At 56.4% G+C, this 16,869-nt stretch carries 13 protein-coding genes; 7 read left to right on the top strand and 6 right to left on the bottom strand.

The window, feature by feature from the left end:
- Positions 1-71: 71 nt before the first annotated feature.
- From mutS to A8710_RS09870, 6 genes are all read right to left on the bottom strand, one after another.
- The gene (mutS, locus tag A8710_RS09895) at positions 72-2,669 is read right to left on the bottom strand and encodes a DNA mismatch repair protein MutS (protein ID WP_068860112.1); all 2,598 of its coding nucleotides are present in this window, start codon (positions 2,667-2,669) and stop codon (positions 72-74) included.
- Between the two features lie 184 nt (positions 2,670-2,853).
- Positions 2,854-5,025 carry a catalase/peroxidase HPI gene (katG, locus tag A8710_RS09890; protein ID WP_068860111.1) on the bottom strand — a complete coding sequence of 724 codons (2,172 nt, stop codon included), beginning with the start codon at positions 5,023-5,025 and terminating at the stop codon, positions 2,854-2,856.
- Positions 5,026-5,179: 154 nt separating this feature from the next.
- Positions 5,180-6,631 carry an NAD-dependent succinate-semialdehyde dehydrogenase gene (locus A8710_RS09885; protein ID WP_068860109.1) on the bottom strand — a complete coding sequence of 484 codons (1,452 nt, stop codon included), beginning with the start codon at positions 6,629-6,631 and terminating at the stop codon, positions 5,180-5,182.
- Positions 6,628-7,095, bottom strand: coding sequence for an acyl-CoA thioesterase (locus tag A8710_RS09880; protein WP_068860107.1), 468 nt, complete (start codon positions 7,093-7,095; stop codon positions 6,628-6,630). Before A8710_RS09880 ends, A8710_RS09885 begins: the two co-directional genes overlap by 4 nt.
- Positions 7,096-7,109: 14 nt before the next feature.
- The gene (locus tag A8710_RS09875) at positions 7,110-8,264 is read right to left on the bottom strand and encodes an iron-containing alcohol dehydrogenase (protein ID WP_068860105.1); all 1,155 of its coding nucleotides are present in this window, start codon (positions 8,262-8,264) and stop codon (positions 7,110-7,112) included.
- On the bottom strand, positions 8,264-9,421 hold the full coding sequence (locus A8710_RS09870) for an iron-containing alcohol dehydrogenase (RefSeq protein WP_068860103.1): 1,158 nt from the start codon (positions 9,419-9,421) through the stop codon (positions 8,264-8,266). Before A8710_RS09870 ends, A8710_RS09875 begins: the two co-directional genes overlap by 1 nt.
- Positions 9,422-9,558: 137 nt before the next feature.
- On the opposite strand from A8710_RS09870, the gene A8710_RS09865 reads away from it, so the two are divergent.
- From A8710_RS09865 to A8710_RS09835, 7 genes are all read left to right on the top strand, one after another.
- Positions 9,559-10,059, top strand: coding sequence for a CinA family protein (locus A8710_RS09865; RefSeq protein WP_068860101.1), 501 nt, complete (start codon positions 9,559-9,561; stop codon positions 10,057-10,059).
- A gap of 91 nt (positions 10,060-10,150) precedes the next feature.
- Positions 10,151-11,200, top strand: a complete 1,050-nt coding sequence (recA, locus tag A8710_RS09860; protein ID WP_068860098.1) for a recombinase RecA — start codon at positions 10,151-10,153, stop codon at positions 11,198-11,200.
- Complete coding sequence (locus A8710_RS09855) at positions 11,166-11,753, top strand: regulatory protein RecX (RefSeq protein WP_068860097.1); 588 nt, start codon at positions 11,166-11,168, stop codon at positions 11,751-11,753. Before recA ends, A8710_RS09855 begins: the two co-directional genes overlap by 35 nt.
- A 123-nt stretch (positions 11,754-11,876) precedes the next feature.
- Positions 11,877-14,510: an alanine--tRNA ligase gene (gene alaS, locus A8710_RS09850; protein WP_068860094.1), complete on the top strand. Its 2,634-nt coding sequence runs from the start codon at positions 11,877-11,879 to the stop codon at positions 14,508-14,510.
- Between the two features lie 59 nt (positions 14,511-14,569).
- Positions 14,570-15,796 (top strand): aspartate kinase, encoded by a 1,227-nt coding sequence (locus A8710_RS09845; RefSeq protein WP_068860092.1) that lies wholly within the window; start codon positions 14,570-14,572, stop codon positions 15,794-15,796.
- A gap of 155 nt (positions 15,797-15,951) precedes the next feature.
- The gene (gene csrA / locus A8710_RS09840) at positions 15,952-16,164 is read left to right on the top strand and encodes a carbon storage regulator CsrA (protein WP_068860090.1); all 213 of its coding nucleotides are present in this window, start codon (positions 15,952-15,954) and stop codon (positions 16,162-16,164) included.
- Between the two features lie 110 nt (positions 16,165-16,274).
- Entirely contained in the window at positions 16,275-16,802 is a 528-nt protein-coding gene (locus tag A8710_RS09835; RefSeq protein ID WP_068860088.1) for a chalcone isomerase family protein, read from the top strand.
- The last annotated feature ends 67 nt before the right edge of the window (positions 16,803-16,869 follow it).

Genomic DNA, 16,869 nt, shown 5'->3' with positions numbered 1-16,869 from the left:
AAGCCTCTGGGCGCATTTTAATGGCGGCAAGTTTACTGCCCGCGCCTCACGCTGGCAATTGAGCGCGAGGCTTAGAGCAGCTGTTTCAATGCATAAATCAATTCGTGAGCCTCACGCGGGGTCAGACCATCGGGGTCTACATCGCGCAAACGTAGCTCCACATCGCTGGGAAAGCGTGTGGCGAAGAGGTCTGGCTGCAGGCTTGCCGCAACCATGGGGGCAGGGCTTTCGGGCTGACTCGAAGGCTGTGCACCTTTCATCGCCGCGCTTTGGAACTCAAGTTGCTGCAACTTGTGACGAGCGGCCTGAATAACAGGATTTGGTATGCCCGCGAGCTGCGCCACCTGCAAGCCATAACTCTGACTAGCGGGCCCTGGCCTGACGCTGTGCAGAAAGACCACATGACCATCATGTTCGGCCGCAGACAAATGCACATTGATGACGCCATCGAGCTGATCGGCTAGCGCGGTAAGCTCGAAGTAGTGTGTTGCAAACAAGGTCAGCGAGCGGCGCTCGCTGGCCAGAAATTCGGCTGCGGCCCAGGCTAGCGACAAACCGTCAAAGGTGCTGGTGCCCCGACCGATCTCGTCCATGATGACTAAGCTGTCTGGGGTGGCGTTGTGCAAGATGTTAGCGGCTTCAGTCATCTCAACCATAAAGGTGGAGCGGCCAGAGGCTAAGTCATCCGAAGAACCGATACGGGTGAAGATGCGATCAATGGGGCCGATGACGGCGGCACTGGCGGGTACAAAGCTGCCGATATGAGCCAGCAAGACGATCAGTGCGGTTTGACGCATGTAGGTAGATTTACCGCCCATGTTGGGGCCAGTAATGACTTGCATACGTTGATTCGGTGCCAGCGTGAGGTCATTGGCGGTGAACGGCGTCGTCAACATGCGCTCGACCACCGGATGGCGACCAGCCTGGATGGCGAGTCCGTGCGTTTCACTGAGCTCAGGGCAAACCCAATTCAGGCTATGGGCGCGCTCCGCTAGGCAGCACAGCACGTCCAGTTCGGCCAGTGCTTCGCAAAGGGCTTGCAGCGCTTGCAGCTCATCTACGATGGTGTCGAGCAAGGTTTCATACAGCAGCTTTTCGCGGGCGAGCGCTCGAGCAGAGGCCGACAGTGCCTTGTCTTCGAAAGCTTTCAGTTCGGGCGTGATGTAACGCTCAGCATTTTTCAAGGTTTGGCGGCGAATGAAATGTGCGGGTGCTTGTTCGGCCTGCGCGCGTGACAGCTCGAAGTAGTAACCACTAACACGGTTGTAGCCGATTTTTAAGCCAGCGATGCCCGAGCGCTCGCGCTCTTGAGTTTCTAGCGCAATCAAGTAGTCGCCAGCGTGGGTGCTGATGCCACGCAGTTCATCGAGTTCGGCATCGAAGCCGTCGGCGAGTACGCCGCCTTCACGCAAGACCACCGGCGGCGCTTCAACCAGCGCGCGGCGCAGGGTATCCGCCAACGCAGGGAAAGGTCGAATTGCCGTCCGTAGCTCGCGTAAGCGCTGCGATTCTTGCGGCAGCAACCAGCCGCTGATGGCCGGCAGTAGTGCCAAGAGGTCGCGGAGACGAGCCAAATCGCGCGGGCGCGCGGTGCGCAAGGCAATTCGCGCGAGAATGCGTTCGCCATCGCCGACGTTGGCGAGCCAGTCACCGAGCTCATCCCAGGCTTGAAGATCGAGCAATTCGCTGATCGCTTGCTGTCGAGCACGCAGGGTGTCGCGCTGGCGGATAGGTTGGTGTAACCAGCGCCTTAGCAAGCGGCTGCCCATGGGCGAGCGCGTTTGGTCAATGACGGCAGCCAGCGTCGCCTGATTTTCACCTTGCAGGTTTTGTGTCAGCTCCAGGTTACGGCGCGTGGCGGCATCCATCTGCAAGGTATCGCGGGCATTTTCTACGCTGAGGCCGCGCAGGTGAGGCAGCGCAGAGCGTTGGGTTTCGCGAGCATAACCAAGCAGTGCGCCGGCGGCTGTGATGGCCGCTGGCAGGAGCTCACAGCCGTAGCCTTGCAGGTCATGCACAGCAAATTGCTGGCAGAGCTGGCGATACGCTGACTCATGCTCAAAGTGCCAAGGCATGCGTGCGCGCAAGCCGCGACAGTCACTGATTTGGCTCTTCCAAGGCGCATCTTCGGGATAGAGCAATTCGGCAGGGCTGAGTCGTGCCAGTTCGGCTTGCAGCAACTCAATGCTGTTGAGTTCCTGCACACGGAAGCGACCGCTGGCCATGTCCAGAGTGGCTAGCCCCCAGCTTCCTTTCAAGCTGCAGACGGCACCCAGCAAGGTATCGCGACGCTCTTCGAGAAAGGCTTCATCGCTGACCGTGCCCGGTGTGACCACTCGGGCGACTTGGCGCTCCATGGGGCCTTTCTGCGCGCCGGGCTCGCCGACTTGCTCACAGATGACGACGGACTCACCCTGACGGATCAGGCGACCAATGTAGTTTTCTGCGGCGTGATACGGGATACCGGCCATCGCAATGGGCTCGCCCGCAGAGCGACCGCGCTGGGTCAGCGTGATATCGAGCAGGCGGGATGCTTTCTTAGCATCATCAAAAAACAACTCATAGAAGTCGCCCATGCGGTAGAACACCAGCTCGTTCGGGTGTTCGGCCTTGATGCGCAGGTATTGCTGCATCATCGGGGTGTGGTCGGCGTTGGCGATATTATCCATGTGACAAGGCAACTGTTGGTTAAGCGGCTAAGGCGTTGAACGCTAGCATTATGGCTTACTTTTCAAAGCTGGCACGAGGTGTGAAGTGCCTCGTTTACATAGAGAGGCGGGATGTATTGAGCTAAGCGAGGGTGGTGCTGTGACTAACCAGGCTCTGATTAGCCACAGCGGTGGGTTTCTCGGGTTATTGGAGATCGTATCGGTCTGCATTCATCACTTTGCTCCAAGCAGCAACAAAGTCTTGAATGAATTTTTCGCGGTTATCGTCTTGGGCATAGAGTTCGGCATAGGCTCTTAGTACGGAGTTGGAGCCAAAGACTAAGTCAACGCGCGTTGCCGTCCATTTCACGCTGCCTGAAGCGCGATCAACGATGTCATAGCTATTGCGACCTGTAGGTTTCCAGCTGAAGCGCATATCGGTGAGATTGACAAAGAAGTCATTGCTCAACACCCCAACACGGTCCGTAAATGCCCCGTGGCTTGTATTGCCATGGTTGGTGCCCAGTACGCGTAAACCGCCGACGAGTAGTGTCATATCAATGGCGGTAAGACCCATTAACTGAGCACGATCCAGCAATAGCTCTTCAGGCTTAACCGCAAAGTGTTGCTCCTGCCAGTTACGGAAGCCATCGGCGAGTGGCTCAAGCACGGCAAAGGACTCCACATCCGTTTGGGCCTGACTGGCATCGCCACGGCCCGGATGGAAGGGCACGCTGATGCTGACGCCGCCAGCTTGTGCAGCCTCTTCAATGGCCAAGTTTCCGGCGAGCACAATCACATCCGCCACACTGGCGCCTGTTGCGGCGGCAATGCTTTCGTAGTGGCTCAAAACGCGAGCCAAGCGTTCGGGCTCATTGCCGACCCAATCCTTCTGCGGTGCAAGGCGAATACGTGCGCCATTCGCGCCGCCTCGGTAGTCAGACTGGCGGAAGGTGCGCGCGCTATCCCATGCCGTGCTGACACGATCGGCAATAGACAGCCCGGCAGCAGTGATTTCGCGTTTCACGGCCGAAATATCATAGCTAGGGTTGCCCTGAGGAATGGGGTCCTGCCAAATCAACTCTTCTGCTGGAACTTCCGGGCCGATGTAACGGGATTTTGGCCCTAAATCGCGATGCGTTAACTTAAACCAAGCCCGCGCAAAGACATCGGAGAAGTAGGCCTGATCTTGGGCAAATCGCTCCGAGATTTTACGGTAGGCCGGGTCCATTTTCAGTGCCATATCGGCATCGGTCATGATCGGGTTTTGACGGATGGAGGCGTCTTCGACATCCGCCGGCTTGTCCTCTTCACGGATGTTGATGGGCTGCCATTGCCAAGCGCCAGCGGGGCTCTTCGTGAGCTCCCAGTCGTAGCCCATGAGCAGCTTAAAGTAGCCGTTGTCCCATTGGGTTGGGTTGGTAGTCCAAGCCCCTTCCAAACCACTGGTGACGGTGTTACGGCCGATACCGCGGCCCTTCTGGTTATTCCAGCCTAGGCCTTGCTCTTCGAGACTGGCGCGTTCGGGCTCGGGGCCAAGTTCGGTGGGATTGCCGTTGCCATGTGCTTTACCCACGGTGTGGCCGCCTGCAGTGAGCGCCACCGTTTCTTCATCATCCATCGCCATGCGGGCAAAGGTTGTACGCATATCTTGAGCTGTTTTTAACGGGTCCGGCTGGCCATCCACACCTTCTGGATTGACATAAATAAGACCCATCATGACGGCGGCTAGCGGATTCTCGAGTTCGCGTTCCCCGGAGTAACGGCTATTTTCGCTACCTGTCGGGGCAAGCCAGTTTTTTTCTGCGCCCCAGTAAATGTCCTTTTCAGGATGCCAAATATCGACTCGGCCAAACGAAAAACCAAAGGTTTTGAAGCCCATAGACTCATAAGCCACATTGCCCGCCAAAATGATCAGATCGGCCCAGCTAATCTGATTGCCGTACTTCTTTTTGATGGGCCAAAGTAAGCGCCGTGCTTTATCTAAGTTGCCATTGTCTGGCCAGGAGTTAAGCGGTGCAAAACGTTGGTTTCCCGTTCCTGCGCCACCCCGACCATCGGCGACGCGATACGTGCCCGCCGCATGCCATGCCATACGAATCATGAGCCCACCGTAATGGCCCCAGTCAGCTGGCCACCATGACTGGCTAGTGGTCATCAATTCTGTAAGGTCTTGTTTCAGCGTAGCGACATCCAGTGTTTTAACGGTTTCGCGATAGTCGTAGCCGTTTAGCGGATTTGTTTTTTCGTCTTGTTGATGAAGGATGTCGAGGTTTAGAGATTCGGGCCACCATGCCATGACAGTGTTGCTGTGTTGGCTATTTGCCCCGTGACTGACAGGGCATTTGCCAGACGTTCCTTGTTGAGATTCGGTCATGTTGTTACTCCGGTAAATGAGGAGAGCTGCTGTGTAAATGACCCTTGATCGTGGGGGTCATAAAGCATTATTGACCGCTAGCTGTAAAGTTTAAATTTTGATTTTTATGTATTAACAATAGCTTTTAACTATAAATAAGAATGGGTACGCGCCATTAGCGCGTCGCCATCCCCCCCAAACACAGGTACTGCATTTCCAAAAACTCATCGATGCCATGGTGTGAGCCTTCACGCCCCAACCCGGATTCTTTCATGCCGCCAAATGGAGCCATTTCATTCGAAATGATGCCCTCATTAATGCCAACCATGCCGTATTCCAGACGCTCGGCAATTGACCAGACGCGCTTCAGGTCATTGCCGTAAAGATAGGCTGCCAGCCCCGCGGGCACGGCATTGGCGATGCGCACGGCGTCATCGTCAGTTTCAAAGCGAATGAGGGGCGCTACAGGTCCGAAACTTTCTTCGACGGCGATGGGCATGTCGGCGCTGACATTGGTCAGGATCGTCGGGGCATAGAAGTTGCCGCCGAGCGCATGGCGCTGGCCGCCGAGCGTGCAGGTGGCGCCGGCCGCGACGGTGGCATCGACCAGACGCTCGACCTTGGCGACGGCGGCTGCGTTGATCAGCGGACCGATCTGCGTGCCATCGCTGGCACCATCACCAATTTTGAAGGCACTGACGGCGGCGTGCAGTTTTGCCGCGAAAGCATCGTAGACGCTGCTGTGCACGAGGAAGCGGTTGGCGCAGACGCAGGTCTGGCCGGCGTTGCGATACTTCGAGGCGAGCGCGCCGAACACAGCGGCATCGAGGTCGGCGTCATCCAGCACGATGAACGGGGCGTTGCCACCGAGCTCCAGCGACAGGCGTTTCACCGTGCCGGCACAGGCGGCCATGAGGTGTTTGCCGACGCCGGTGGAGCCGGTAAACGACAGTTTGCGCACCGTCGGGTTGCGCGTCAGCTCATCACCGACGGCAGCGGGGCGGGCGGTGGTGACGATGTTGAGTACGCCGGCGGGAATGCCGGCTTCCTGCGCCAGCGCAGCCAGCGCGAGTGCGCAGAGCGGCGTGGCTTCGGCGGGTTTGACCACAGCGGTGCAGCCCACGGCCAGTGCCGGCGCGACCTTGCGCGTGATCATCGCGACCGGGAAATTCCACGGCGTGATGGCGGCGATGACGCCGACCGGCTGGCGCAGCACGATGAGCCGGCGGTCAGCACTGGGCGCTGGAATCGTCTCGCCATAGACGCGCTTGCCTTCTTCGGCGAACCATTCGATGAAGGAGGCGCCGTAGGCGACTTCGCCACGGGCCTCCATCAGCGGCTTGCCTTGTTCGGCAGTCATCAGTTGCGCCAGCGCCTCCTGATTGGCCATGACCAGATCGAACCATTTGCGCAGCAGGTTGCTGCGTTCCTTGGCCGGTCGTGCTCGCCAGGCTGGCAGTGCGGCGTTGGCGGCAGCGATGGCAGCGCGGGTTTCGTCGGCCCCCATGTCGGGCACTTCGGCAATCAGCTCGCCGGTGGCCGGGTTGTGCACGGCGTGGCGGCCGCCGTGATCGGCATCGCGCCATTCGCCGTTGATAAAGGCTTGCTGGCGGATCAGGGCGTTCATGAGGGTGCTCCCGGCATTTCAGGCAAGGGCAGGACCAGTGCTTGCATAGCAGCACGGGCATGGTCGGGGATGGTCACCGGCTGGTTGCTGGCGCGATCAACATAGACATGCACGAAATGGCCGGCGGCGGCTGGCGTCGAGTCGTCATTGCGAAACAGACCGACTTCGTAGCGTACGCTACGGTTGCCCAACTGCGCCACGCGGATGCCTGCGTGGACTGTGTCCGGGAAGGCAATCGGCGCGAAATACTGGCACTGAGTTTCCACCACAAAGCCGACAGTACTGCCGTTGTGAATATCGAGCACACCGGCATCAATCAAATAGCGATTCACGGCGGTGTCGAAAAAACTGTAGTAGTTGACGTTGTTGACATGCCCGTAGATGTCATTGTCCATCCAGCGTGTGGGGATGCTGAGGAAGTGGGCGTAGTCGCTGCGGGCTTGCGATTTCAGTGGGTTTGACATGATCGGTAAGCGGCTCAGTAAACGGCTTGGTAAAGGGCGAGCGCGTCGTCGTAGCTGACCTCGCGCGGGTTGTTGACGAGCAGGCGCTGTACGGCCATGGCATCGCGGGCGAGCATGGGCAGGTCGGCTTCCGGCACGCCGTTGCCACGCAGGGTCTGGTCGAACGGCATCTCGCCGACCAGCGCAGTCATGCGTCGGATGAAGGCGTGGGAGGCGACCTGGTCATCGCCGCTGGCGGAGCTGTCGAGGTGGCGTTCGAGTTCGGCATAGTGACGCGCGGCGGCGGGCTGATTGAAGGCCAGCACCGGTGCCAGCACCAGCGCATTGGTCAGGCCGTGAGGCAGGTGATAGTGCCCGCCGAGCGGATAGGCCAGCGCATGCACGGCCGCGACCGGCGCATTGGCGAAGGCCATGCCGGCAAACAGCGAGCCGAGCAGCATGGCTTCGCGGGCATCGGCATTTTTTCCGTCCTTGAGCACGATGCGGATGTTGTCGTGCAGGGCTTTCAGGGCTTGCAGCGCGAGGGCATCTGACAGCGGATTCTTCTTGTGCTTGCTGGTGTAGGCCTCGATGGCATGCACCATGGCGTCAATGCCCGTGGCGGCAGTGATGCCGGCGGGCAGGCCCAGTGTCAGCGTACTGTCGAGCACGGCAATGTCCGGATACAGCAGGCTTGATACCACGCCTTTTTTCTCGTCGCTGGGCGTGGTCAGAATCGAAATCGGCGTGACTTCCGAGCCAGTGCCGGCGGTGGTCGGCACTTGAATCAGCGGCAGGCGCGGGCCCTTGGCGAGGCCGGGGCCATAGATGTCGGCCAGCGTCTGCGGCGAGCGGGCGAGCAGGGCGACCAGCTTGGCGGTATCCATGGAGCTGCCGCCGCCAAAACCGATCACGGCATCGGCACCGGATGTCACAGCAGCAGCCACGGCGGCTTCGACGCTGGCTTCGGGCGGATCAGCGAGGACATCGGTATAGAGCGTGAAGCTGATGCTCGCAGCCTGCATGCCGGCGATCAGCGAAGCCGTCAGACCGCTGTCATGCAGAAAGCGGTCGGTCACGATAAAGACATGGCGTGCGCCCAGCTCGGCGGCCAGTGTGCCGAGACGGCTGGCGCTGCCTTGTTCGCAGAGGATGCGCGGGCTGGTTTCGAAGCTGAATGAAATCGCCATTAGAGTGCTGCCTCCAAGACGCGGCGCGAGACCTCGGGCGTGACAGCCTGACGCTCGCCGAGCTTGATCATGCCGTGCGCCTGCAGCTGCCCGACGAGATGATCGAGATGCTCTGCGCCGACACCATACGCAGAGAGTCGCGTCGGCACCTGCATGGTTTCAAAGAAGTCACGGGTCTTGGCGATGGCGGCGGTAATACGCTCATCGGCATTGCCGTCGCGCAAATTCCACACGCGCTCGGCGTACTGCACGAGCTTGTCGTGCTTGGCTTCGCGCTGATCTTGCAACATCGCCGGCAGCACGATGGCCAGCGTTTGTGCATGATCAATGCCGTGCGCGGCGGTCAACTCGTGGCCGATCATGTGTGTAGACCAGTCCTGCGGCACGCCGGCGCCAATGAGGCCATTAAGTGCTTGGCTGGCGGCCCACATTAGGTTGGCACGAACTTCGACATTATCTAGCTCTGACAAGGCTTTCGGGCCATCTTCGATAAGTGTCAGCAGAAGGCCTTCGGCGAAGCGGTCCTGCACCTTGGCATTGACCGGATACGTCAGGTATTGCTCGACCACATGCACGAAGGCATCAACCACGCCGTTACCGACTTGTCGCGCCGGCAGGGTTAGCGTTTTGGCGGGATCCATGATGGCGAAGCGCGGAAACAGCAGCGGGTGGCTGAAGGCTAATTTGGTGTGCGTGGCGAGATGCGTGAGAACGCCACCGTTATTGGTTTCTGAGCCGGTGGCGGCCAATGTCACGACCACGCCCAGTGGTAAAGCGCCGGTAATTTTGCGGCCTCGGCTGTGCAGCAGTTCCAGCGCATCGCCCTCGTAGCAGGCGGCCGCGGCGAGAAACTTGCTGCCATCCATTACCGAACCGCCGCCCACCGCAAGAATGAAGTCGATGCGTTCTGCTTTCACCACGGCAAGTGCGCGCTGGATGGTTTCCAGGCTCGGGTTAGGTTCGATGCCGCCAAATTCAAAAACGGTCTGCGTGCTGAGTGCGGCATGCACTTCAGCCAGTGTCCCTGTTGTCTTTACGCTGCCACCGCCATAGGTAATGAGCACGCGGGCATCTTGCGGAATTTCTTTGCTTAACTGCGCGATGCTACCTGCACCAAAAACGACTTTGACGGGGTTGCGATAGCTGAAATTAAGCATAGGTGTCTCTCTTTTAATCTGAAATTCGGATGAAATAGCTCACCAGATGAGCGTGTGTAGAATGAATAATGAACTGCCGAGCATACTGTTTTTGGCGATACTGTGCGCTTCTACGCGACAACTCTTGAGGATAAAACGTGCTGACCGAATTAGCTCAACAGTGTGGTGAAGCATTGCAACAGCGAGGTTTGCAGGTCACGACGGCAGAGTCCTGTACCGGCGGAGGTATTGCTGAGGCCATAACCCGTATTGCGGGCAGTTCGGCTTGGTTTGGTCAGGGATGGGTGACCTACAGCAATGCAGCTAAGTCCTCACAACTAGGCGTTGCGCCCGAGCTGATTGAGGCCCATGGAGCCGTCAGTGAAGCCGTGGTATCGGCGATGGCTGAAGGTGCCAGAGCACGTGCAGGGGCGGACTGGGCGATAGCTGTTAGTGGTGTAGCAGGGCCTGGCGGCGGCAGTCGGGATAAGCCCGTAGGCACAGTTTGGTTGGCCTGGGCTAGTCAGCTAGGAACGCAAACCACTTGCCGATTATTTGCGGGCGATCGCAGGGAAATTCGTGAGCAAACAGTCGTTTTGGCGCTGACTGAATTAATTAAGTCCTTGTGCGGTAGCGAAGTCGCAGACCCTATGCCATAATACTGTACGAAAGAACAGTAATGGCCGTTAGGCCCCACACTGACTGAAAACATTAAGCATGGCTTCCCGCCAGACTAAAGAGGAAACGCCGATGAACGATAACAAGCAAAAAGCACTGAATGCGGCACTGGCGCAAATTGAAAAGCAATTTGGTAAAGGTTCCGTCATGCGTCTGGGTGACCAGCCTGCTTCAGGCGCCATTCCCGCCATTTCCACCGGGTCTTTAGGTCTGGATATTGCGCTGGGTATTGGGGGTTTGCCGAAAGGTCGTATTGTTGAAATTTACGGTCCGGAATCATCGGGCAAAACGACCCTGACGTTGCAAGTCATTGCAGCCTGCCAACGCGCTGGCGGTACCGCTGCCTTTATTGATGCTGAACACGCCTTAGACCCGCAGTACGCGGCTAAGTTGGGCGTTAACACCGAAGATTTATTCGTGTCCCAGCCCGATACCGGCGAGCAAGCGCTAGAAATTGCAGACATGTTGGTGCGTTCAAACTCCATCGACATCATCGTCATCGACTCGGTTGCCGCGCTAACGCCGCGTGCTGAAATTGAAGGCGAAATGGGCGACATGCACGTGGGTTTGCAGGCTCGACTCATGTCGCAGGCACTCCGCAAAATCACGGGCAACATCAAGCGCTCGAATTGCTTGGTCATTTTCATTAACCAAATCCGTATGAAAATCGGTGTCATGTTCGGCAGCCCAGAAACCACGACGGGTGGTAACGCGTTGAAGTTCTATGCCTCGGTTCGTATGGACATTCGTCGCATTGGTGCAGTGAAAGAAGGTGAGGAAGTGATTGGTTCTGAGACCCGCGTAAAAGTGGTTAAGAACAAGGTGGCGCCTCCATTCAAAGAAGCTGAGTTCCAAATTCTTTACGGCCAAGGCATTAATCGCCAAGGCGAAATTGTTGATCTGGGCGTCAAACTGGGCCTCATTGATAAGTCCGGTGCTTGGTACGCCTACCAAGGCAACAAAATCGGCCAGGGCAAGACCAATGCCTGTAAGTACCTGATTGAAAACCCCAGTATTGCCAAGGTGATCGAAGATCAAATTCGAGATCAGCTCATTGGGCCTGTAACGGCAGTGCCGGAGGATGCAGATGAGCCGGGCGTTTTCGAAGAAGCCGGCTTCTAAGCGGGTAGGCTTTGGTGCTAGTGATAACGATGAACCCATCGTTATCACAGCCCAGCAGGTCTGGAACAAAGCGCTGTCGCTGCAAGGGCGGCGAGAGCACAGTCGTACGGAGCTAATCCAAAAGCTTAGCCAGTTTGGCGCATCGCAAGAACAAATTGAGGATGCGCTAAGCCGATTGGTTGAGTACTCCCTGCAAAGCGATGACCGTTTCGCGGAGTCTCTCGTCAGGACGCAATTGCTGCGTGGGCGTGGTCAGCGCTCAATCAAACAAGTGTTACAACAGCGTGGTTTAGATGCCGAGCATCCGGCACTCATCGAGCAAACTGCCGATATCGATTGGGAGCAGCGCGCACTCGATCTATTGCTGCGACGTTTTGGCACGGAATTATCCCAAGACATGAAGGATAAGGCACGATACATACGTTTTTTGCAGTATCGCGGTTTTTCGATGGGGCAAGCACTTACCGCTATGAAGCTAGCTTTAAGCGCAAATCAACGGATCGATAACGATGCCGATGAAGGACAGCTAGTTGATCTAAACGAAGACTGCTGAAATTCATCCAGATTTGCTGCGAACACAAGAATTCTGTCGTTATAATCGCCGGTCTTTTGCCTGCTGTGGCTGCATGTGCATAGCAATTCGGTGGTCGTCAGGTTGATTGGTTCGGAGCGGTACATGAAAAGCGCTGAAATCCGCGAAGCATTCCTTCGTTTTTTTGAGCAAAAAGGGCATGCCCGAGTAGCGTCCAGCTCATTGGTTCCGCATGACGACCCGACGCTGCTGTTTACCAACGCGGGCATGAACCAATTCAAGGATTGTTTCCTCGGCCTGGACAAGCGGGCCTATACCCGTGCCACGTCGTCTCAGAAGTGTGTTCGTGCGGGTGGCAAGCACAACGACTTGGAAAATGTCGGTTACACCGCGCGTCATCACACCTTCTTTGAAATGCTCGGTAATTTCAGCTTTGGTGACTACTTTAAGCGTGATGCCATTCATTATGCGTGGGAGTTTTTGACTTCTCCGCAATGGCTCAATATTCCAAAAGATAAGCTCACCGTGACGGTCTATGCCAGTGATGACGAGGCTTATGCGCTTTGGCAAAACGACATTGGCGTACCGGCTGAGCGCATCATCCGTATAGGCGACAACAAGGGTGCGCCTTACGCTTCTGACAATTTCTGGGCGATGGGCGATACCGGTCCTTGCGGTCCTTGCACAGAGATTTTCTACGATCACGGTGCCGACATTGCCGGTGGCCCACCCGGTTCCCCCGATGAAGACGGCGACCGTTTTATCGAAATCTGGAACAACGTGTTTATGCAGTTCAACCGCACGGCGGATGGCGTACTGCATCCGTTGCCCGCGCCCAGTGTGGATACCGGCATGGGGTTGGAGCGTATTTCAGCCGTTATGCAGCATGTGCATGCGAACTATGAGATCGACCTGTTTCAGTCCTTGTTGAAGGCGGCCGCTGAGGCCATTGGCTGTGCCAACGATAATCAGGCATCGCTCAAGGTTGTTGCGGATCACATTCGTTCGTGTTCATTCCTGATTGCAGATGGCGTGGTGCCGTCGAACGAAGGCCGTGGCTATGTCCTGCGCCGCATTATTCGTCGTGCCTGCCGTCACGGTAACAAGTTAGGCGCTACCGGCACCTTCTTCCATCGTGTCGTGCCGGCGTTAGTCATGGAGATGGGCGGCGCGTATCCGGAGTTACAAGCTCAGCAGGCCACCATTATTCGTGTGCTTCAGCAAGAAGAAGAGCAGTTTGCTCGCACGCTGGAGCAAGGTTTGCGCATCCTGGATCAAGATCTTGCCGGTCTTAAAGGCAGCGTGATTCCAGGTGAGACCGTATTCCGCCTTTACGATACGTATGGTTTCCCCGTCGATCTCACCGGTGATATTGCCCGTGAGCGCGATCTCACGCTGGATCTTGCCGGTTTTGAGGCGGCTATGACGGCGCAGCGTGAGCGCGCTCGTGCTAGCTCGCGCTTTGATATGGACTACAACACACTCATTAAGCTGGATGGCGAAACCACGTTCTTGGGTTATGCCACTACGCAAGCCGATGCTTTGCAGGTGCGTGCGCTATATGTCGGCGGTGAATCAGTAACATCAGCTAATGTCGGCGATCAGGTCGCGATCATCCTAGATAAAACCCCTTTCTATGCAGAGTCTGGTGGTCAGGCGGGCGATGTGGGTTATTTGCGTAATGCATCAGTAGTGGCCGAAGTGCAGGACACCACAAAAGCCGGCGCACATCATTTGCATCAGGCCATGATTACCGCAGGTGTGTTGACGGTTGGCGACACTTTAGCGGCAGACGTGCGCGCGGATTTGCGCGTGGCCACGGCGCGTAATCACTCCGCCACTCATTTACTGCATGCGGCATTGCGCGAAACATTAGGCACGCATGTCACGCAAAAGGGCTCATTGGTTTGTGCGGACTATCTGCGTTTTGACTTCTCGCATCCAGAAGCCATTCCATTAGCAACGTTGCGCCAAATTGAAGCGCGTGTGAATGGTCAAATTTTGGCCAATACCGCCGTAGAAACTGATGTGACGGATATTGATACTGCCCGTGCAAAAGGTGCCATGGCGCTTTTCGGCGAAAAATATGGCGATGTCGTTCGCGTCCTGACCATGGGCGAGGCGGGCTTCTCTGTGGAATTGTGCGGCGGTACTCATGTGGCACGTACAGGCGATATCGGCCTGTTGAGAATTACTTCTGAGGCGGGTGTAGCTGCAGGGGTGCGTCGTATTGAGGCTCGAACTGGCGAAGGCGCGTTGGCCTGGTTGAATGCCGGTGAGCAAACGCTGCTGGAACTGGCCGATGCCGTTAAGGGCAATCGTGATTCTGTCGCCGGAAAAGTGCGACAGTTACTCGAACGTCAGCGTGAGTTAGAGAAAGAGCTGGATAAACTGAAATCGAAAGTGGCGGCTTCTGCCGGTAATGATTTAGTGAATCAAGCGGAATTAGTGGGTCAAGTTCAGGTATTGGCCTCTGTACTTGACGGTGCCGATGCGAAATCCTTGCGCGATACGGTCGATCAGTTACGCAATAAGCTCGGTCAGTCGGTTGTGGTGTTGGCGACGGTGCAGGATGGCAAGGTGAGCCTCGCCGCTGGCGTGAGTGCCGACGTAATGTCTCGCGTGAAAGCTGGTGAGTTGGTGAGCTACTTGGCGGCTCAGGTCGGCGGTAAAGGCGGTGGTCGTCCAGATATGGCCATGGCGGGCGGTTCGGATGTGGGTGCGCTGCCTGCGGCCTTGGCTTCGGTGAAACAGTTTGTGAATGAGCGCGTGAACTAAGCGCCTTCGTCATGGTTTAAGCGACCTTGTGAAAGGTCATTGAGTTACGGATTAAAGAAATGGCACTAATTGTTCAAAAATACGGTGGTACGTCAGTAGGCACGACAGATCGTATCGAGGCTGTGGCCGAGCGTGTGAAGCGCTGGTACGACGAAGGCCATGACCTCGTCGTGGTGCTGTCGGCGATGAGCGGCGAGACCAATCGTTTGATCGGTCTAGCGAAGGCGATTTCGCCAGAGCCAGAGCCCCGCGAACTGGACATGATGGTTTCCACCGGTGAGCAAGTCACCATTGCCTTGTTGGCGATGGCACTGATGAAGCGCGGTGTGCCGGCGCGTTCCTACACGGGTGCGCAAGTCGCGATCAAAACCGATAGCTCGTTTAATAAAGCGCGTATTGAGGCGATTGACGATGCTCGCATGCGTGCTGATTTAGATGCGCGTCGCGTGGTCATCGTGGCGGGCTTCCAGGGCGTTGATCCTGAAGGCAATATCACTACCTTGGGGCGTGGCGGTTCAGATACAACTGGTGTGGCTCTGGCTGCTGCGTTAAAGGCAGATGAGTGCCAGATCTATACGGACGTGGATGGTGTTTACACCACGGATCCACGTGTTGTGCCGCAAGCCCGCCGTCTCGAGACCATTACCTTCGAAGAAATGCTCGAAATGGCCTCGTTAGGCTCGAAAGTGCTGCAGATTCGCTCGGTCGAATTTGCCGGCAAATACCATGTACCGTTGCGCGTACTCTCCAGCTTTGGTGAGGGCGGCGGTACTTTGATTACTGTTGATGCAGAGGACGATATGGAAAAGCCGGTCATCTCCGGGATTGCGTTTAACCGTGACGAAGCCAAGCTGACGGTGCGTGGCGTGCCAGATACCCCCGGCATTGCGTCGCGCATCTTGAGTCCAGTTGGCGATGCCAATATCGAAATCGATATGATCGTACAGAATGTGTCTGCCGATGGTACAACGGACTTCACATTTACCGTGGCTCGTGGTGACATGAAGAAAGCCGTGGCTGTGCTCGAGTCGGTCGCTAACGATATTGGCGCTCGCGAACTCATTGCCGACGACAAAATTTGTAAGGTTTCGCTCGTGGGTGTGGGTATGCGCTCTCATGCCGGTGTTGCGAGCAAAATGTTTGCCACCTTGGCAAAGGAAAACATTAACATTCAGATGATTTCGACCTCGGAAATCAAAATTTCTGTGGTGGTTGAAGAGAAGTATTTAGAGCTGGCTGTGCGTGCACTGCACACCGCGTTTGATTTGGATGCGCCAGCGGCCTAAAGCCGCTGCAATGGGTTGGCGGGATGTGTCATGGGCGAAGGAGCGTCCCAAGCCACCGCGATAGCTAAGGCTATCGTTAGGGCTTTTGGAGGCGGACTCCGCGCCCAGCCCAAACATTTTTGGACTTGTTCAGTCCGTTTATCTTGGAGTTTGACATGTTGATTTTGACCCGCCGTGTTGGCGAAACCTTGATGGTTGGCGATGAAGTAACGGTTACCGTCTTGGGCGTTAAAGGCAACCAAGTTCGTATTGGTGTGAACGCGCCGAAGGATGTGGCTGTGCACCGTGAAGAGATTTATCAGCGCATACAGCAGGAAAAAAATCCTGGCGAAGCCAGTAGCCTCGAGGACGACGTGGGTAACTACTAAGTACTTAGTGACTGAAAAAGCCTCTCTTGTAGAGGCTTTTTTGTTTAATGGTGTCCATCTCCGTTATATGTTTATTAAGGGCTTCCGAACATAAGCAAAAGGGTGGTGCGATGTCTCAGTGGTTAAAAGTCTTGGTATTACTGATGTTCACGGGTGGTGCGCAAGCCAATATGACGCTGGCTCAACAGGTGCTAGAGCAACCAGAAGTCGTCGGAAAGGCGCGCTTAACGGTGCTGTTGTTCAAAGTCTACGACGCCACACTGTATGCACCTAAGGGCCAGTATCATCCGGATAAGCCCTTTGTGCTGAGCTTGCGCTATTTACGGGCCCTTGAGGGCAACAAGATTGCTCAGCGTAGCGTGGAGGAAATGCGCAAACAGGGCTACATCAATGAGAAAAACTTATCGCTTTGGCAGCGCCAGATGGCCTCGATATTTCCTGATGTACAAGCCGGTAGCGAATTGACTGCGGTTAGAACGAGTGCGGGAGAAGCTGTTTTCTATCGGGGTCTGGAGCGTATTGGTCAAGTCAAGGATGCGGAGTTCACCCAGCAGTTCTTCAATATTTGGTTGGGTACCAAATCGTCTGAACCTGAAATGCGTAAACAATTGCTGTCACAGCATGGTCAAAAGCGTTAAGTGGTGGAAATTACAGCGTCACAGCCTTTTCAAGTCGCGTTTGCGTCTGTATGATCGCCGCCTTGAT

Origin of the sequence: Perlucidibaca aquatica (assembly GCF_001676655.1) — a bacterium.
GTDB classification, from domain to species: Bacteria; Pseudomonadota; Gammaproteobacteria; order Pseudomonadales; family Moraxellaceae; genus Perlucidibaca; species Perlucidibaca aquatica.
Note: the sequence above shows the minus strand (reverse complement) of the source record. Positions and strands in the feature narration are given on the sequence as shown.